This is a genomic window from Bacteroides sp. RCH18, assembly GCF_058231005.1.
This window is the reverse complement of the sequence record NZ_JBIPTC010000002.1, coordinates 1,695,996-1,717,078: the sequence shown is the minus strand read 5'-3', so window position 1 is coordinate 1,717,078 and position 21,083 is coordinate 1,695,996. Positions and strand designations below refer to the sequence as shown.

Sequence of the window (21,083 nt, the reverse complement as noted above, 5' to 3'; positions counted from 1 at the left end):
TAATGGCAAAGATACACTAAACTTTCAAAAACTGACAAGTAAACAAATTTAAATCGATATATTTGTCTTCTGTTTGTCCATTAAAGGAGCATCAGAATGCCTGCCGTTACATTTTCAGAAGTTTATATCCCATATTCCACAGGCTTTCTCCAGCTCTACCAAAGATGCGACATATCCTTTCATCGTTTCCAGATATTCCTGCCGTACCTCGTTATAAGTACGCTGTGCAACCAGTACATCCAGAATATTGGTTTCTCCCCGCTTGTATTTATACACCATCCCATCAAGCACTTTTTGAGAATCACCCAGTACACCTGTTTTATATTGAGCCACCTTCTTCTTTTCTGCTTCATATTTAAACCAAGCCTGACTAATATCCGCCTGTATCTGTAGTTCCATCTCTTTTTCCAGTATTTCCGATTGAACAATACGAAATCTTGCAGCCTTTATAGCTCCTTTATTTATATTCGAAAACGACAAAGGAATCGATATTCCGGCAGTAGCAGAGCGTGCCGAAGGGAGAAACTTATTCCAATCTTTTTCATAAGAAACGGAAAGACCAATATCCGGCCGCCGTTCGGACCTCGTTAGTTTGTACTTACGATAAGTGATATCTGTACCCTTCTGCGCAATATAAAGATCCATACGATTGTTCAAACCCAATTTTATCAAATCCCCCAATTCAAAGTCTCTGCTTAGCTTGTCCCAACTCCCTGCAGGAATATGAAGTGTATCGGTATTTACTCCCATACATTTGTTAAGCATAACTAAAGCAGACTGATACACTGCTTCCTGAGTATATACTGCATTCAGCAAAGTAACGGCTTCCAATTTTGACTGTCGGGCATCATTCTCCGTAATTTCTCCGGCTGCATAACGCAGACTGTCCGAACGGCTTAACTGCAACATATATTCGTAAGAGCTTTTTTGTACACCAAGCAGTTCACGTTGAAGAATTGCCTCCAGAAACAGTTCGGCCGCTTCGGCTCTCAAATTTTGAAATCCCTGTTCTAAAGACAGTTTTTCCAGTTCTGCCTGACTTCGTGCCAATTTGATACGTGCTCCCCGCTTGTTTCCGGACTCTAACGTATAAGAAAGACCTAATGAAAAAGTTTCATTACCGGCCTCAAAAACCAGTTCCGGATCAGGAAAGATTTTCTGAGCGATCACTTCCGCATCAGCTATACTGACATTTAACTTACCGGCTAAATAACTCAGATTATTCTTCCCTACCCGATTCAGATATTCTTCGAAAGATATAGGCTGATTCGATTTCATATCCGGGATTTGCGCAAAAGCCTGAACACAGATGACTTCTATCATCAACAACATGAACAGGAAATTATAACGTATATTCTTTTTCATCATTCTTCTTTTTATTTAAAACAGATTCTTCAACCAGATAATAAAACACCGGAAGCATAAACATAGAGATAAGTGTTGAGAACATCAGTCCATACACAATCACCGTCGCCAACGGACGTTGCACATCACTGCCGATTCCGGTAGCCATAGAAGCCGGAAAAAGTCCGAGTATTGTTGTGACCGAAGTCATCAAGACAGGTCGAAAACGCTGCCGAGCTCCTTCTATGACTGATTTTCTCAACTCCATTCCTCCTCTGCGCAAACTATTGATTTGAGACACCATAATAATGCCATTTTGTATCGATAATCCGAACATGGCTATAAATCCCACAGCAGAGGACACATTCAACGTCATGCCTCGTACATTCAAAGCAAGCATACCTCCGAAAAGTGCTAAAGGTACAATAGACAATACTAACCCTGCCTGCCGGAATTTTCCAAATGTAGCATAAAGCAGTATAAACATACACATCAGTGTCAATGGTATTATAATAGAAAGACGTGTGTAAGCACGATGCTGATTTTCGAAAGCTCCTCCCCATTTAACGGTATATTTATTCTTATCAAAGTGCACTTTCTCATTGATTGTATGCTGGGCTTCTTTCAAGAAAGACGTCAAGTCACGTCCGCGTAAATTCAATTTTACAGTCAGATGACGCCTGTTCATTTCACGGGTAATGGTGCTTTCTCCGACCCCCAGCCTGACATCTGCAACTTGAGAAAGAGGAATCTTTGCTCCGGTAGAAGAAGTCAGCATCAGTCCGGCTATCTTTTCAGGAGTATTCCGGACCTCTTCTTTATATTTACATGTGATATCATACTGGCGGTCCCCCTGATAAAGTTGCGCAATAGCCTTCCCCCCGACTGCTACTTCAATCAGGTCTGCTACCTCCGAAACATTCAATCCGTAACGGGCTATGGCATCACGATTCATTCCGATTTGCAGTTGAGGTAAAGGTGGTTCCTGATCAATATCCAAATCCACAGCACCTTTTACACCCGCTAATACTTTGGTGATTTCTTCCGCTATACGACGTGTTTCATGGTAATCTTCACCATATACTTTTACAACCAGTTCACTGTGCGCACCGGCTATTTTATCCATCACTCCATCAATCATAGGTTGGCTAAACCCTACCTTAAAACCGGGAAGAGACTTGTATTCTTTCTCCAAATCATCAATCAAATCTTTTTTTGTCTTTCCTTTCGGCCATTCATCATAAGGTTTTATGCCGACAGACACTTCAAAATGTGAAGGAGTAAACGGGTCGGTTCCATCGTCATTTCTGCCCGCCTGTACCATAATATAAGTTACTTCAGGGTGTTTCATTGTATGGGCACGCAATGTATCAGATAGCTCCCGCGACTTTTCCACAGAAATTCCGGGCGGAAGGTTTACTTGCAGCCAAATGGAACCCTCGTCCAGTTCCGGCAGAAAATCCTTTCCTACAGTCATGCTTAATATGATACCTGCTATCAGAATCAGGCCTGATGGTATGACAGCTTTCAAAGGCTTCTCCACCACTTTTGTTATCATACGGGTATATTGTTCCTTCAGTTTATCCAGCCATTTATTCTTATATAGTTTATGAGGCTTACGGTAGATGGCATAAGCAAGTCCCGGAATTAACAAGAGTGCTACCAAAAGCGCTCCAATCATAGCATAACTCATCGTAAATGCCATTGGTGTGAAAAGTTTGCGTTCTACACGCTCAAAAGCAAATAGCGGAAGGTATGCCGTAATAATCACTATAGTCGAGAAAAGAATAGGACGCCCCACTTCTTTGGCCCGTTGTGCGATGCTTCTCTCTTCGATATATAGTTCGGGATTATCTTCACGTTTCTTGAGAATAGTTTCCAGCATAACGATAGCACCGTCCACTATAATACCGAAGTCAATGGCCCCAAGTGACAGTAGGTTGGCGGGCACATCCGTCAGATACATCAGAATAAAGGCAATAAGTAAAGATACAGGAATCGTAACAGAGACCAATAACGCACCACGCCAATTACCCAAAAACAGAATGAGTACCAGAATGACCAGCCCCATTCCCATCAGAAGAGTATGGGATACAGTATTCAAAGTTGTATCCACCAGACTGGTACGATCTAAAAAAGTATGTATCCGCACTCCTTCAGGCAATGTCTCATGATTCAATTCATCAACTGTCGCATGAATACCCTCCAATACTTTAGACGGATTCTCATGCTTCAAAAGAAGGACGATCCCTTCCAGACTTTCGGAATAATCACGGGTACGGTCTGTATACCCTAACACTCCTTTTCTCTCCAGATTTCCATATTTTAAAGAGCCTATGTCATTCAGAAAAATAGGGACTCCGGAAGTAGTGCTCACTACGATATGCCCCAAATCCTCCAAATTCTCAATCAATCCGATCCCTCGTACCACGTACCCTAAGTCACCGCGGTTCAGCACACTTCCTCCTACATTGGCATTATTATTCTCAATAGCCTCAATGACTTGACTAAGGGACAAATTATATTGCTCCAGTTTAGACGGATCTATTTCAACCTGAAACTGCGTGGTGATACCTCCGAAGTTAGTCACATCGGCTACCCCAGAAACTTCCTTGATACGTGGGATAATTACCCAATTCTGAAGATCAGTCAATTCCTGCAACGAATGCCGGTCGCTTTCTATAATATAACGATAAACCTCTCCTACAGGTGATGTCAGCGGGTCAAGTCCCGGAATGGCACCATAAGGTAATTCTACCTCATTTAATCGTTCCTGCACACGCTGGCGACTCCAATAGTCCTCCACTCCATCTTTAAATACAATAGTAATCATAGACAGTCCGAATGTACTTTTACTGCGCATGACATGCATACCGGGCAACCCATTGACAGCCCGTTCCAAAGGAATGGTTATCTGTTGTTCCACTTCTTCGGCTGCCAATCCGGGTACTTGGGTAACGACCTGAGACGTAACATCTGCGATATCCGGATAAGCTTCTATTGAAAGTTGTTTCCATGAATAATATCCAAAGATGCACATCATCACAAACAGGCAAAGCATTACCCATCTTTTTTGTATAATTGAAAGCATTATTTCCTTCTTCATAATTTCCTATTTAAAATAGTATCCACCTTCACTGATTATCTTATCTCCGGGACGTAATCCATCACTGATCACAGCTATTCCATTTTTGGTCGTTTCTACTGTCACCGGCATCTTTACAAAAATAGCCGGAGCAATCTGCATAAATACATAACTATCCTTTTCACCTTGCAGCAAAGCTTTTTCCGGAATCTGAATTTGCTCTGCAGGTATGCTTAGAAAATGCATGGTCGTGTACATGCCTAGTTTCAGAAGTCCTTTTGTATTATCACAGACAGAAAGTACCTGTATCGACCGGGTTTCTTCGCCTACCGCTTTTTCTATATGATATACGTTACCTTTAATTATCGTACCAGGCAATGCTGATATTTCTATATCCAAATGACTGCCCATATTTATAAACCGGATATCTTTCTCTTTTACCTGAGCCGTAATCCAGACTTTTGACAAATCGGCAACTATTGCTATCGGATCGGCATCATCCTTCAAATATTGTCCTGTGACAATATGATCCTCTATCACTTCACCGGAAATGGGAGAACGGACTATAAGCGGCTGCCCCAATATCATAGTTCCCGGATCGTCTATCTGATATACTCTCAATGCGGCAGATGCATTCTCAAATTCCTTATCCGCAACCAACAAAGTATTTTGAGCCTCTTCCAACTCCTTCTGCGAGCTAACACCATTTTTCATCAAATCCTCTTTACGTTTTAAGTCCTTTTTTGCCAATTCTCTGGACGAAAGGGCTTGGAAATAATCCTTTTGTGCTGAAGTAAAATCAGGAGAACTGATTTCAAACAAAGGAGTTCCTTGTTTTACTGGCTGTCCAATCCGTATATAAGATTTTACAACTCTCCCCGCAAATGGCGGAGCAACATAAGTATAGCGAGTGGGAATAGGACGCACCATACCGGGTGTTACCACTTCCTTGGAATAAGGTTTCAATTCAGCCTCTGATACTTTTATCTTTTCAAGCAAAAGGCGATCTGCGACATAGACTGTATCTCCCTCTATACGATAATCACTTTTCAATTCTGACTCTTGCTTATTTTTACATGCGGTAAGAAATAATACACTGCAGGTTAAAAATAATTGTAACTCCCTCTTCATCATCATAATTAAACATCGTTTAAGTTAGTACTGGTTTCGGGCACAAAGATAGATGGCTTCTTTTCGGAAGTCTGTTAGAGAATTGTTAGAATCCTATTAGAATTTTATTAGAGAAAACAATGGCTTTCCTTCGAATACAGTTTATCCGATTACAGGGATAATATCTGCAAAAGCCTTCACAAAACAGATGTAATGGGCAGAGTTCAGACATTCGACAAAACGATCAAATGCCAGAATCCGCCATAGACAAGTAAACAGAAAAACAACTGCCAACCCCAATTTCCGAATGTACTTCTATACGCCCTGAAAGCCTTTCAACAATAACTTTACAAATAGGAAGCCCCAACCCACTTCCTTGTTCAAACTCATCGCCCTTGTAAAAACGGTCAAATATCATCATTAGTTCTTTTTCATTAATCCCTTTACCACTATCTTGTACATACACGCAAATTTCACGCTGCTTCTTGTCCACTTTGCAGCCTAATACAATAGAACCATTTTGAGTAAACTTGTTCGCATTACTAAGGAAATTAACGATAACCTGAGTGAAACGGAGGCAATCCATATTCACAGGTAAGGAAGCTGTATCATCCAATTCCAGCCGGAATTCTAAAGAGGGCCGAACTAATGGCTGATAAGTTTTATATATCTCGCCAATCACTTCCGTCATATTCCATTCCTTTATTTCAAAATCCATATTACCGGAATCCAAACGGGATATTTCTACGATGTCATTAATTAGTTTCAAAAGCAGTTCATTGTTATGATTAATAATCTTAAGCATATCTGCTTTCTCCTCCGCATCCAGTTCATTTGCATCTTCATTCATCAACAGATTAGTAAAGCCTACGATAGCATTAAGCGGAGTACGAATCTCATGACTCATATTATTAAGAAACGATTGCTTCAGTTCGGCTCTCTCAGCCATCTGTTTGGCCAACACAAGCTGATGTTCACGCTCTACCAATTCCTGAATGCTCTGCATAACACCTGCAAGCATCATTTCTCCCTGTACATCTTTTAAACTACGGCATCGAAGTTCATACCATTGATAATCTTTCTCTTCATCAAAACGGAAACGTACACGTTGCATCCGCACACCCGGAGATTGATAAAGGGCTTCAGTCAGCGAACGCAGAGTTTCCACATCATCAGGATATATATATTTATCAAAATCAACAATCTTAAATTTCCGCTGTTTCAGTTCCGTCAGACGTATAAAGTTTTCATCAAATTCAATATATTCAGCATGCATATTCCAAAGTGAAATCTGACCACCATCCGCCGAAAGGGTCAGCCGTTTATGTGCCTCTTCCAATATTCTCAGATTTTGACGTTCTATTTGTGAACGCCGGTATATCCGTAATAAAATGAACGAAACGAGTATAAAAGCAAAAATAAGAAGTCCCTCCAAAAAATATAATTCTTTACGATAATGATCATAAAAAGGATAATTGATCATACGTACATTCTTAGGTACATTATCCATATCATAACCACTGTAAGCAGAAAAATATTTCCAGTCAAGCACATATTCTTTCCCTAAATCTCTGATTTTAGGCATGCCTACTTTCTCTTTATTCAATAGCCGAAAAGCCAGATCAGTAACTGCTTTAGCCGAGATCTCATCTGTAGCCATATACCCGCCCACTATTTTTGTTTCTTCCCCGAATCCTTCACGGATACAGCTGAAAGAAGGCATATTCAAAGCATTCACTATCGGTAGAGCCACATAATCAGATTTATCCAGTAAGAAAGCTCTTTTCCTCTGCTCACTTTTTGATTTCTTCATCATAACAAGCAAAGAATTCCCTTTTATATATCGAAACGGGCAAAGACTGACAGTCAATTCTTTATTGTTGCTATTCCCATTTGCCATTGCAGGCATAAGAGAATAATACTCAACCATCTCTTTTATTTCTTTATATTCATACTCAACAGGAAATGCCGATTGTGAACTTAGAATCTGTACATTTCTACGGTCCACGACATGAGTCAGAAGGTTAAAGGACTTATACCCCAAAGGAGTTAAATCAATATTATAGATAACCTCCATATGTACATGAGGCTGCAGGGATTTTATAAATTCCAAATTACGTTTAAAGTCCGGGCTATCCCGCAGAACATACACCTTTTTTGATTCATATTCTTTGATAAGACTTTCATCTGGGAAATGTACATTACACGCCACTACCGGAATGGATGAAAGAAGCCGGTGTTTTGTTGACAGCAATGAATATGTAGCCTGATCCCCTACCGGCAGAATAAGATCCAACGGTTTGTTTTTGAGAATTTCAAGATAGTTTCTGGTATGTTCTAGACCTTTTTTTTGAGCAAAACAATCACAATCAAGATAAAACCTATCAAAAACAGGTTCCATTCCCTGCTTTCTGAATTCCTTTCTGACAAGCTCTTCAAATTTTATATTGCTGACTTCATCTTTTGAAAAAGAATATATAAGAGAAACATGCCTTACTATCCTGTGATTTGTAGCATACCATTGTTTAAGATTATATCCACATAAAAAAGCTGCCAATAAGCAGATGCATGCAATAATATATTTATATTTCAGATTAACCACTTCCTTGTTTTGTTTATATCACGCAAATATAACATAAATTCCATGGCTAGAAGCATTTTAGTTAAAAAAATCGCCAGGCTAATATCCTGCTGTTTTTCGTTCCCTGCTGCATTCGGACAATTTTGTATTCTGACGCATTGACAGATTTGAGCTTTGCATATAATTTATCCAGATTCTTTTCCTTAGAAACAAGACTCGTAAACCATCCGCAATTCTTTCTGTATTTCCCGCTTTCGGCAATCATGTTGAGCAAAAAACGCACTTCTCCTCCCTCACACCAGAGTTCATTCGCATTTCCTCCGAAATTCAGTTTGACATTCCTGATCCTTTCTCCTTTCAGACTGCTCAATTTACGCAATGTTCCCTCTTCCGCTTCCTCTTTTGAGCTATGAAACGGAGGATTACAAATAGTTACATCAAAGTAGTCACCGGGAGCAATGATACCGTCAAAAATCTTTCTATTGTCTTTTTGAAGTCGCAACTCAACCTTATGCGCCAATACCGGATTACAAGTAACGATCTTTCTTGCATTTTCGATAGATACTGGGTCGATATCCGAACCGACAAATGTCCATCCATATTCCACATGTCCGATAATCGGATAAATACAATTCGCACCTACCCCAATATCCAGACACTTGATTTTCGGATTCCGAATATTTTCCGTTCCTTCCTTTGCCTTTTTATTTGTCGCTTTCGGATCAATCAAATCTGCAATATAGTGGATATAATCCGCTCTTCCGGGAATAGGCGGACACAGGTAATTTTTCGGTATATCCCAATAGCTGATGCCGTAATAGCTTATCAGCAAAGCCTTATTCAAGGCTTTTACCGCCTGTGGATGAAAGAAATTGATTGTTTGCCCTCCGTGAGGGTTCAGTTGTACAAACTTCTTTAATGGTGGATAATTCTCCGTCAACAGCGAAAAATCATATTGCCCATTATGCTTATTTCTTGTATGTAATTCGTTTCTTCCTAACATGGCCGCAAAGTTACAAATTATAAACTAACAAATATAAAATATCAAAAGCTATTCCTAAACGGGTAGAAAACGAATCTTTCAAAACACATGAATACTACTCTGGATCGATGTGCTATTTTTAAGATTCCATCAAAAAACAGTAGTACGAAAAGTATTGAATCAGAAAAAAAGTGCATAAATAAATGTAATTATATACAGTAATACGAGCTAATACTGTATAAAATCAAGCGAAATATGCATCTTTCTTTGCAACAAATACATTCGTTGGTTTAAAACCAAGGTCGTCTTGGTTTTAAACCAACGGCTCCTTCCTCACCGAGGAACTTATTTTTCTTCGGTGAAGAGGAAATAAAAAGATGGTTTTGAGCTGTTTTTCTCCTGGTTCATCGTAGATACTGTCAATGCAGAAAATAACAAAACGAGTATGCTTCGGAGATTAAACCTTTCAAATGACAAGCAAAATACAAAAAGACATTCAATAAAACCCGTAAACATTCCAAATAACAGAAAAATGAATTTCCGTACAGATAAATGCAGGCGTTTTTCTATCATTCTTCATCCGCACCATGTAAATTCCCCTTTCCTGACTGTTTGATACAGGAAGGAACAGAAGGACAAACCTCCAATGTATCAAGCTATGTTAATAGCGGTAAGTATCTCTGTCCTTACCGTTCTGTGAAGACAAACAATCTGATATATGATGCAGGATACACATGGTGTGAAGCGCATTATCTGAATCCTATCGCTATCACGCACTTCAGAATTACGGCCTCAAATCCTAACGATCTGAGTACTTCTATTATTTACCAGAATCCAGGATGGCCAATTCAAGCCAATGAAGGCCCGATAGGTATTAAATAAAATAGATATAGGTCATTTCGGATATGGTAAAAAGTGTAGGACGCACCGGGCTAATGTTTAAGAAAAAATAAAGCTCGGCGTCCTATGCTTCAAACTATTGGAAAATTTGTACCTTGGCGGGATAAAGTTCTAATGCAAAACAAAACAGTCTGACATTAATATATAAAGATAGATCAATCAAACAAATCTAAGAATTATGAAAAGTACTTCAACATGGTGGAAAATCTTACTCAGTGGTCTGTTATTGGCTGGGACACTGGTAGCTAACGCCGACACTTACCAGCCATCTTACTCCACAGCAGGCTTTTATCAGCTTTCCAACACAGGCCGCACAGTGTATAACATGAATCCTGCCTGGCGATTTTATAAAGGCAATATCAAAGGAGCGGAACAGCCGGAGTTCAATGACAAAGACTGGAACATCGTATCATTGCCCGACGGCATAGAATATCTCCCCACTGAAGCGAGCGGATGCATCAACTATCAGGGTGAAATCTGGTATCGCAAACACTTCACTCCCGAAGAGAGTTGGAAAGGGAAACAACAATTCCTCCACTTCGAAGCCATTATGGGAAAATCAAAAATATGGGTGAACGGAAAGTTGCTGAAAGAGCATTTCGGTGGTTTTCTGCCTGTCATCGTAGATGTCACTTCCAGTCTGAAGTATGGAGAAGACAATGTAATCACTGTATGGACAGACAACAGTGACGATCCCTCCTACCCTCCCGGCAAACCGCAAGATGCACTGGATTTTGCATACTTCGGAGGAATTTACCGGGATTGCTGGATGATAGTTCACAACAAGGTATTCATCACCGATCCAAATTATGAGAACGAGACAGCCGGAGGCGGATTGTTTGTCTCTTTCGACAAAGTTTCCGAGCAATCCGCACAGTTGAAACTGGATGCACATATACGCAACACTTCCAGAAAGTCCTTCGGTGGTAAAATACTCTATGAACTCTATGACCGCGACGGCAAACGTGTTCTCTCTAAGGAGGCCGGTTTGTCGGTAAGCAAGGGGCTTGCAAAACAAATTTCCTGCAAAGTGACTGTAGAAACACCTCATTTATGGTCACCCGACAGCCCCTACCTTTACAAACTACACATTTATATAAAGGATAAAGCCGGTAACACCATCGACGGATATTATCGCCGTATCGGCATTCGCAGCATTGAATTTAAAGGAAAAGACGGATTCTGGCTGAATGGCAAACCTTATCCCTATCCTCTGATGGGAGCCAACCGTCATCAGGATTTTGCAGTGATAGGCAACGCCTTACCCAACAGCCTTCATTGGCGGGACGCGAAGAAGTTGCGTGATGCCGGAATGCGTGTTATCCGCAACGCCCACTATCCGCAAGATCCGGCGTTTATGGATGCTTGTGATGAATTAGGACTGTTTGTTATTGTCAACACACCGGGATGGCAATTCTGGAATGATCAACCGATCTTTGCTCAAAGAGTGTATAGTGATATCCGCAATATGGTTCGCCGTGACCGCAACCACCCCAGTGTATGGATGTGGGAGCCGATTCTGAACGAAACATGGTATCCGGCGGATTTTGCTAAAAATGTAGTAGACATTCTCAATGAAGAATATCCGTATCCATATTGTTATGCCGGATGTGATGTAACAGCACGCGGACACGAATACTTCCCGATACACTTTACCCATCCGATGAACGGAGGTGGCGGAGCCTTTAATACTGAAAATCTGGACCCGAAAATCAGTTATTTCACCCGCGAATGGGGAGATAATGTGGATGACTGGAACTCTCACAACTCACCAAGCCGGGTCAATCGTGGCTGGGGAGAAGTACCGATGCTGATTCAGGCACAGGGTTATGCTAAGAACGATTATCAGCTTACCAGTTATGATGGACTATACAGAACTACCAGACAACATATGGGCGGTTGCCTGTGGCACTCGTTCGATCACCAGAGAGGCTATCATCCAGATCCGTTCTACGGAGGCATCATGGACGCCTTCCGACAACCTAAGCTATCTTATTATATGTTCTGTTCCCAGCGTCCTGCCGAACCCAACAAGGAATTGATCGCAGATAACGGACCGATGATTTACATAGCTAATGCCATGACTCCTTTCTCTCCGAAAGATGTAACGATATATAGCAACTGCGACGAAGTTCGCCTCACCTATTGCAAAGGAGGCAAAGAGTATACTTATCATAAGCCGGCAAATGAAGCCGGAATGCCTTCACCCGTCATCACATTCAAAGATGTATTTGATGTCATGTATGATAAAAAGCTGTCACGCCAAAAGAAACAGGCAGATTCTTACCTTTTGGCAGAAGGATTAATGGACGGGAAAGTAGTTGCGACACATAAAGTAACACCCACACGCCGCCCGTCAAAACTGTTGCTCTGGGCAGATGACGAGAAAGTGCAGATGAAAGCGAACGGATCGGACATCGTGACGGTCATTGCAGCCATCGCAGATGAAAACGGAAACATCAAGCGTTTGAATAATTATGAAGTAAAGTTCGAAATCGAAGGACAGGGCCAACTGGTTGCCGATGAAGAAACATTCACCAATCCACGTCCGGTACTTTGGGGAACTGCTCCAGTCTTGGTAAGATCTACCACCACACCGGGAGAAATCAAAATCCGCGCATCGGTGGTATGGCAAGGCAAACATACGCCGGTTCCGGCAGAACTGATTATTCCTACTTTTCCTTCGGAACATACGCTGGTAGCAGACAAAGAAAAACTGACACAAGCACAATCCGCAAGCAAAGATGCCGGAAATAAGGTGAATGCCGCCTCATCCGATTGCGAAAAGCGTGTACTTGAATTACAACAGGAACTGAACCGCCTGAAACTGAAAGAAGTAGAAAAGCAACAGAGTGACTTTGAATAATGCGCATGGTTCTATCTATAAACAGAAAAACACAAACTTATTAAAATACAGTTATGATGAATAGAATAGTATATACTTCATTTTTATTAGGAGCGAGTTTCGCCAGTACAGAAGCACAGGTAAATACTCCTCCCAATATTGTATTGATTTTATGTGACGACATGGGATTCTCCGATCTGGGTTGCTACGGAAGTGAAATCCAGACTCCCAACATAGACCGTCTGGCAGAAAACGGGGTACGCTTCAGCCTGTTCAAAAATACAGGAAGAAGCTGCCCCAGCCGTGCTGCTTTGCTGACAGGGCATTATCAGCACGAAGCCGGCATGGGATGGATGACGGCAGTAGATGAACACCGCCCCGGATACAGAGGACAAATTACGAAAAACATCCCCACCATTGCCGAGGTGATGAAAGCAAATGGCTACAGTACATATATGAGCGGTAAATGGCACGTCACAGTGGACGGAGCTTTTGATGCTCCCAACGGCAGCTATCCGGCCCAACGGGGATTTGACAAATATTACGGTTGCCTGAGCGGAGGAGGCAGTTATTATAAACCGACACCGGTATACAGCAATCTGGCCCGAATCACTGAATTCCCCGATGACTATTACTATACCACTGCCATCACCGATTCCGCCGTCAGTTTTGTCAAACAACACCCTACAGACAAACCGATGTTTATGTACGTAGCTCATTATGCCCCTCACTTACCCCTCCAGGCTCCTGCCGATCGTGTAGAAAAATGCAGAGACCGATATAAAGTGGGATATGACGTGTTGCGCAAACAACGTTTCGACAGGTTAAAGGAGCTAAAGTTCATTTCGGACGAGATGGATTATCCTGTCTACCAAAAAGAATTTGGCGGGAAACGTCCCTCCTGGGAAACGCTTACCCCAAAGCAACAGGAACAGTGGATTACCGATATGGCAACCTATGCCGCCATGATCGAAATTGTGGATAGCGGAATCGGTGAACTAGTGGAAACCATCAAGGAGAAAGGGATACTGGACAATACCGTATTTATCTTCTTAAGCGATAACGGTGCAACCAAAGAAGGCGGATATCTGGGGCAGCTTATGGCCGATTTGAGCAATACTCCTTATAGAAGCTATAAGTCACAATGTTTTCAGGGAGGCACAAGTACTCCTTTTATCTTATCTTATGGCGATGCCGGAAAAAACAAGATGAAAGGTCAGATTTGCAGGCAACCTGCCCACATTATAGACATACTGCCTACCTGCATGGATATTGCCACAGCCACTTATCCGTCAGAATTCAAAGAGAATTTGCCCGGCAAGAGCTTACTCCCTTCAATTCATGGAAAAAAGATAAAGCCCAGAGAATTATACTTTGAGCATCAAAGTTCCTGCGCCATTATTTCCGACCATTGGAAACTGGTACGGGGCAGCCGGAATGAACCATGGGAGCTAATCGACTTATCGATAGATCCGTTCGAAACCAAAGATTTGTCCGCCCAATATCCAAGGATTGTGAAGAAACTAGAAGTTAAATGGAATAAATGGGCAGAACAGTGTAATGTCTTCCCACTCGAAAACAAACCTTGGACCGAAAGAATTAATTATTATCTGAAACAAAATCCGGATCAAAGCGGAAAAGAATAAAATCAGGGAACAATAACCTTTTTAATACTAGGTTATAGAAAAAGACTGTTCCTTTTGAAGCGAACAGTCTTTTTTCTGTTTACATAACATATTGTTTGTATATAGCTGTTTTTTTGTTATTTTTGCACCATCATCTTCTAAAAAGCTGTGATACACATAGATTTATAATACATATTTTATCTAATAAAAAACACGCCACGATAATGAAAAAGAAACACTCGCTCCTATTTTGTGCCTTATTTACGATTTTTACAGGCCATGCAGAAAGTACGGATTACACCAAAGGACTTTCTATCTGGTTTGATTCTCCCAATACACTGCAAGGAAAAGAAGTCTGGCACAGTGCCCAACAGGATGCCAGTTGGGAATCACAGTCATTGCCCATCGGCAATGGAAGCATCGGTGCTAATATTTTGGGTTCAGTAGAAGCAGAACGCATTACTTTTAATGAGAAAACACTCTGGCGTGGCGGCCCTAATACAGCCAAAGGAGCAGATTACTATTGGAATGTGAACAAACAGTCCGCCCATATCCTGGACGAAATACGTAAAGCGTTCGTAGAAGGAGACCAGAAAAAAGCGGAAAAACTGACACGCGAGAATTTCAACAGTGAAGTCCCTTATGAATTTTCCAAAGAAAAGCCTTTCCGATTTGGTAACTTCACTACAATGGGAGAATTCTATGTAGAAACAGGATTAAGCACAATAGGCATGAGCGACTACAAACGTATCTTATCACTGGATTCGGCAATGGCGGTGGTTCAGTTCAAAAAAGATGACGTAGCATATCAGCGTAACTATTTTATTTCTTATCCTGCCAATGTGATGGTGATGCGTTTCAGTGCCGACCAACCGGGCAAACAGAATCTCACTTTCAGATATGCACCCAACCCGGTATCTACCGGACAGTTCTCTACCGACGGTAATAATGGCCTTGTTTATACAGCCTCCCTTGACAATAACGGAATGAAATATGCAGTACGTATTCAGGCCACAGTAAAAGGAGGAAGCCTAAACAACGCAGACGGGCGGATTACAGTGAAGGAAGCAGACGAAGTTATATTTTATGTCACTGCGGATACCGATTATAAAATGAATTTCGCACCGGACTTCACCGATCCTAAAACATATGTCGGCGTTAACCCGCTTGAAACAACACAGCAATGGATGAAGGATGCCGTAGCCAAAGGATATGCCAACTTACTGAACGAACACTACAAAGACTACGCTTCTTTGTTCAACCGGGTGAAACTTGAGTTGAATCCTACAGTGAAAACAGCCAATCTGCCCACTGCCCAACGACTGAAAAACTATCGGAAAGGACAACCTGACTACTACTTGGAGAAACTCTATTACCAGTTCGGACGCTATCTGTTGATAGCCAGTTCCCGACCGGGAAATATGCCTGCCAATCTGCAAGGCATCTGGCATAACAACATAGACGGTCCTTGGCGTGTGGATTATCATAATAACATTAATATCCAAATGAACTACTGGCCAGCCTGCTCTACAAACCTGGATGAATGTATGCTTCCGTTAATCGATTTCATCCGTACCTTAGTGAAACCGGGAGAAAAGACCGCTCAGTCTTATTTTGGTGCAAGAGGATGGACAGCATCTATTTCCGCCAACATCTTCGGCTTTACCACCCCATTGGAAAGTCAGGACATGTCCTGGAACTTTAATCCGATGGCAGGCCCCTGGCTGGCAACTCACGTCTGGGAATATTATGACTATACCAAAGACCTGAAATTCCTGAAAGAAACAGGATATGAACTGATTAAGAGCAGTGCCAACTTTACTGTTGACTATCTCTGGCATAAACCGGACGGAACGTATACGGCTGCCCCCTCTACTTCACCGGAACACGGACCTGTCGATCAGGGAGCTACATTTGTGCATGCGGTTGTCCGTGAAATCCTGCTGGATGCCATCCAAGCGAGCAAAGAGTTGGGAATAGACAAAAAAGAACGCAAACAATGGGAACATGTGCTTGCCAATCTCGTTCCTTATAAAATAGGTCGTTATGGTCAGTTACTGGAATGGTCAACCGATATCGACGATCCGAAAGACGAACATCGCCATGTAAATCATCTCTTCGGTCTGCATCCCGGACACACTGTTTCTCCTATCACTACTCCCGAACTGGCAGAAGCTGCCAAAGTTGTATTGGTGCATCGTGGCGACGGTGCTACCGGCTGGAGTATGGGATGGAAGTTGAACCAATGGGCACGCCTGCAGGATGGAAATCACGCCTATACCCTCTTTGGTAATCTGTTGAAAAACGGAACGGTAGATAACCTTTGGGATACACACCCGCCTTTCCAAATAGATGGAAACTTCGGTGGCACAGCAGGTATCACAGAAATGCTGTTGCAGAGCCACATGGGATTCATCCAACTGCTGCCTGCCTTGCCGGATGCCTGGAAAGACGGCTCGATACACGGTGTATGCGCCAAAGGAAATTTCGAGATAGATATGATATGGAAAGACGGGCTCTTGCAAGAAGCCACCCTTCTATCCAAGGCGGGAGAAAATTGTACCGTAAAATATGCCGGTAAAACAATCTCTTTCAAGACAACGAAAGGACGTAGCTATCAACTTAAATATGACAAAGAGAATGGATTAACCCAAATCAGACAATAGCACTGAATCTATTTCATTCAGATGAACACATTTACCCCCAATATCGACCATGAAAATTTATACTTGCCTTTGTTTGCTTTTCTTAGCCGGATATCTGGTTGCCCAGAATAATACTTCGGCTTTGTTGCCCATGCCCAATCAGATCACACCGGTAAAAGGGAAGCCTTTTACCGTCCGTTCCGGAAATACGGCTATCTATTTGAATCAGCCGGAATTGCAGTTTACAGCAAAGACGCTGCAAACGATATTACAAGACAGGATGCAGGCAAAGGTTCCACTTGCATCCGAATCCGGCCGTGCGGACATCCGTTTGCTGGTTGATCCTGCAATGGAAGGAAAAGAGCATTATCGTATCAAAATAACCTCCAAAGGGATCACTATCAGCGGAGCTACCGCAGGAGCGGTCTATTATGGAGTCATGACGATGGATCAGCTTCTATTAGGTGACGCGTGCGCCACTGCACACAAGGAGATTTCTCCAATCCGCATTGATGATGCGCCCCGCTTCTCTCATCGGGCATTAATGCTCGACCCTGCCCGTCATTTCCTTCCGGTAAATGATGTGAAGTTCTTCATTGACCAGATGGCACGTTACAAATACAACATACTCCAGTTGCACTTGACAGACGACCAGGGATGGAGAGTCGAAATAAAAAAACATCCTAAATTAGTCGGCAAAGATTATTATACGCAAGAGCAGCTTGCCGAAATCATTCAATATGCCACTCAACGGAATATCGAGGTCATTCCCGAACTGGATATCCCCGGACATACAGTAGCTATACTAGCCGCCTATCCCGAATTGGGATGTACACACACCGATACGCTGCCTAAGATAGTAGGCAAAACTACGGATTTAATGCTTTGCGCGAATAATGAGAAAGTGTATTCCGTCTATCAGGATATCATCAAAGAAATATCTTCCTTGTTCCCATCCGATTATATACATTTAGGAGGCGACGAAGCTGTGATAGAAAAGAACTGGACCCAATGTAGCCGTTGTCAGGCCATGATGAAAGAGCTAGGTTATCAGAAAGCTTCACAGCTCATGATTCCTTTTTTCAGCCGTATGCTTTCTTTCGTCCAAGAGAACAATAAGACTCCTATACTTTGGTGCGAACTGGACAATATTTATCCGCCTGCCAACGACTATCTCTTTCCTTATCCCAAGAACGTAACTTTAGTAAGCTGGCGTGGAGGATTGACACCTACCTGTCTTGAACTTACCCGAAAGCACGGTAATCCGCTTATCATGGCACCAGGTGAGTACGCTTATCTGGATTATCCGCAACTGAAAGGAGATTTTCCCGAGTTCAACAATTGGGGTATGCCCGTTACTACTTTGGAAAAGTCGTATCAATTCGACCCGGGATATGGCGTGGCTGCCGAAGATCAGGCTCATATCACCGGAGTTATGGGAACTTTATGGGGAGAAGCGATACGGGACATTAACCGGGCAACCTATATGGCATATCCCCGCGCTTTCGCATTGGCAGAAGCCGGATGGACACAAATGAAATTCCGTAATTGGGAATCATTCAAACAACGTCTCTACCCCAACCTAACTAATCTGATGAAGAAAGGAGTTTCGGTACGTGTTCCTTTTGAAATAGCTGACAAGAAATAGATTCAAATTAGTTTTTGATAAGTATCCTTTTTGCCATTTCTATTCGTTCTTTAAAATATGCGCAAACAGTTTCCCAGGGATAATAGGGAAAACGAGAAGTTGCAATGGGGAGTTTCGCTTCTTTTTCATTCAAAAGAATCTTAACCCATACCCCACGGGCTTTATCATGGTAGAAAATCCATTGTACATTAGCTGCCATTGGAGATATCTCATAATCTTTCCAATATCGGGAAACTGAATCAGGATTGGAAATTTGAACATCCGTATTCTCTATGCCCATCAATGCCACAAAAGGGATCACCGTTTCCGCATGAGCAAAACGAAAATTCGCAGCATTATCAGACTTGCCTTTTATTACTTCATCAGCAGTATAAATGAAATCTGATAACAAAGGCCATGAAATGGCAACAGGCAACATCCTTCCGACAGGTGCGGAGCTTTTACTCATATATTGTCTCAAATTCTGAGTTTGCCAATAGCTACGCCATTCTTCCATTGTGAAAAGGTCGTCTAAATTCGTCAATAGACCTGTATCAGGAAGTATGGCAGCTATGGAAAACAAAGCCATAACAACCTCTTCCGCTTCTTCATCGGTCTCTCGTTCCGGTTCAATAAAAAATTTCTTCATGATAGAAGCAGAAGATATTTTATTCCGTACAAATGCTTCATATATAGAAAGCCAATCACCATTATTCTTATAATTTACATAAGATTTGTTTAAATCAAAAAAGCGGAGAATATCATCGTATTGCCTCCCCTCATTTCGTTGTATACGTAAAGAAGGATTATCCAGCATTAAACGAGTAAGAAATGCATCCATACTATTTATACACCGAGGAACATAGGTTGCTATAGCCTCGACTTTAGCCGAATTACTGAATAATTGAGGATAATGTCTCATCATACGTCCGGCAATTCCCTTTTGTTCCAACTCTCCCAACACTGACAGTTTTCCCCACTGTCCCTCAAAACTATCAGATAAATGCTGTAATGTAGAGAGTAATATTTTCCCATCAGTTGTTAGTCTGTTTTCCTGTTGCCCCAGTATAAGTGCTTTTTTAGCCTTATCCAGTGCCTTCCCTGAAGTTGGGAACCGGGCTCCATGTCTTCCCAAATGGTTGATATAAAATGGCACCATATCACTAGTAGAAAGATGGAATGAATCTTCCTGAACAGGATATAGCATTGCTGTTCCTGCATATTGTTTTATTACATCCTGTCCCCAAACACTGGAAATAGAGTAAAACATAAAAATCCCAATTAACAATAACCCTTTCATATTATAAATCCATTATATTCATAGGCTATAACGATGAGAACAATGATTATGTTTACCCAAACTCACACATAAAAGCCTAAGATTTCAGTTTCAACTGATCATTTACGAACAGTTTCTATATGAATATAAAAATAAAGTTGTACTATACACACTTTCTATTCTTAAAGAGACAAGCATACCTTTCCATACAAACAAGTGAATATATATAATTTAGGGATAAAGCGTTTTTTGGAACCATTTAAATAGTAGTATAAAACGGAAAGCATACTACTATTATTAAGTTAATATACAAATAGATACAGATCATTATATTCTCAACATATTCTCATGCCTTTGAGAAAAGTTTCTCACCACAATGAGAAAAAATACTCATGCCTTTGAGAATATTTTCTCATTGCAATGAGAAAAACTTCTCATTGCGGTGAGAATAAAAGTCCCTTGTAGGAATCTGATAATGATTCACTACTTCACGTTTTATAGATGCTTTAATTCATGACGGAATAAAGAAAAGGATAAACTTTCGATGCTATTACTTAAAGATTTCAAATAAGTTCTTGTGGAACTTGGTTAACTCTGTCTTTTAATAAATCCAATACTGTTTGTATTCACCAATATCTTATTTATGTCTGTGCAAATATAAAACTATTTTTTTAAGAATGATATAATAACCCCATTTTTTCTTTATTTTCCTCCTAATAAAATGTTTTTTTCAACGAATACTCATCAAAATAATACAATTTGAGTCTCTATATTAGTACTCAAAATATAATAAAAGTCATTCTTATTCATAAGCAACTCATAGACTACTATTTAGCTATTCTCCATATAATTATATCAAGTTCCACAAGAACTATAATCTAATTTGTATTTTTTATAGAAACAAAACAGCACAGTTCGGCATTGCAGAAAAAAAAGATATAATATGTTAGCCTTTTAGTATAAATAAAATAACAATAATGCCTATGGAGAAATAAATATTAAACTATTTAATGTACACACAACATTACAGAAAATTCATGATTAATAATCATGTATACAA

General features: G+C 41.1%; 11 protein-coding genes. 5 read left to right on the top strand and 6 right to left on the bottom strand.

Going from position 1 to position 21,083, the window contains the following annotated elements:
* Positions 1 to 114 precede the first annotated feature (114 nt).
* The 5 genes from ACHLI0_RS21950 to rlmF form a co-directional block, all read right to left on the bottom strand.
* Positions 115 to 1,365, bottom strand: a complete 1,251-nt coding sequence (locus ACHLI0_RS21950) for a TolC family protein (RefSeq protein ID WP_490750180.1) — start codon at positions 1,363 to 1,365, stop codon at positions 115 to 117.
* Positions 1,343 to 4,450 (bottom strand): efflux RND transporter permease subunit, encoded by a 3,108-nt coding sequence (locus tag ACHLI0_RS21945; protein ID WP_490750043.1) that lies wholly within the window; start codon positions 4,448 to 4,450, stop codon positions 1,343 to 1,345. The genes ACHLI0_RS21950 and ACHLI0_RS21945 overlap by 23 nt, the downstream gene beginning before the upstream one ends.
* A 6-nt stretch (positions 4,451 to 4,456) precedes the next feature.
* A complete protein-coding gene (locus ACHLI0_RS21940) occupies positions 4,457 to 5,566 on the bottom strand; it encodes an efflux RND transporter periplasmic adaptor subunit (RefSeq protein ID WP_490750042.1) in 1,110 nt (369 codons plus the stop codon).
* Positions 5,567 to 5,783: 217 nt separating this feature from the next.
* On the bottom strand, positions 5,784 to 8,141 hold the full coding sequence (locus tag ACHLI0_RS21935) for a sensor histidine kinase (protein ID WP_490750041.1): 2,358 nt from the start codon (positions 8,139 to 8,141) through the stop codon (positions 5,784 to 5,786).
* A 61-nt stretch (positions 8,142 to 8,202) separates the two neighbouring features.
* On the bottom strand, positions 8,203 to 9,123 hold the full coding sequence (rlmF, locus tag ACHLI0_RS21930; RefSeq protein WP_490750040.1) for a 23S rRNA (adenine(1618)-N(6))-methyltransferase RlmF: 921 nt from the start codon (positions 9,121 to 9,123) through the stop codon (positions 8,203 to 8,205).
* A gap of 591 nt (positions 9,124 to 9,714) precedes the next feature.
* Between rlmF and ACHLI0_RS21925 the strand changes: the two genes are divergently transcribed.
* The 5 genes from ACHLI0_RS21925 (at position 9,715) to ACHLI0_RS21905 (ending at position 18,765) form a co-directional block, all read left to right on the top strand.
* Positions 9,715 to 9,984, top strand: coding sequence for a hypothetical protein (locus ACHLI0_RS21925; protein WP_490750039.1), 270 nt, complete (start codon positions 9,715 to 9,717; stop codon positions 9,982 to 9,984).
* Positions 9,985 to 10,180: 196 nt separating this feature from the next.
* On the top strand, positions 10,181 to 12,868 hold the full coding sequence (locus tag ACHLI0_RS21920) for a glycoside hydrolase family 2 protein (RefSeq protein ID WP_490750038.1): 2,688 nt from the start codon (positions 10,181 to 10,183) through the stop codon (positions 12,866 to 12,868).
* A gap of 53 nt (positions 12,869 to 12,921) precedes the next feature.
* Positions 12,922 to 14,493, top strand: coding sequence for an arylsulfatase (locus ACHLI0_RS21915; RefSeq protein ID WP_490750037.1), 1,572 nt, complete (start codon positions 12,922 to 12,924; stop codon positions 14,491 to 14,493).
* Positions 14,494 to 14,696: 203 nt separating this feature from the next.
* On the top strand, positions 14,697 to 17,138 hold the full coding sequence (locus ACHLI0_RS21910) for a glycoside hydrolase family 95 protein (RefSeq protein WP_490750036.1): 2,442 nt from the start codon (positions 14,697 to 14,699) through the stop codon (positions 17,136 to 17,138).
* Between the two features lie 49 nt (positions 17,139 to 17,187).
* A complete protein-coding gene (locus ACHLI0_RS21905; protein ID WP_490750035.1) occupies positions 17,188 to 18,765 on the top strand; it encodes a beta-N-acetylhexosaminidase in 1,578 nt (525 codons plus the stop codon).
* A 7-nt stretch (positions 18,766 to 18,772) separates the two neighbouring features.
* On the opposite strand, the gene ACHLI0_RS21900 is transcribed toward ACHLI0_RS21905, so the two are convergent.
* Complete coding sequence (locus tag ACHLI0_RS21900; protein ID WP_490750034.1) at positions 18,773 to 20,044, bottom strand: histidine-type phosphatase; 1,272 nt, start codon at positions 20,042 to 20,044, stop codon at positions 18,773 to 18,775.
* Between the last annotated feature and the right edge of the window lie 1,039 nt (positions 20,045 to 21,083).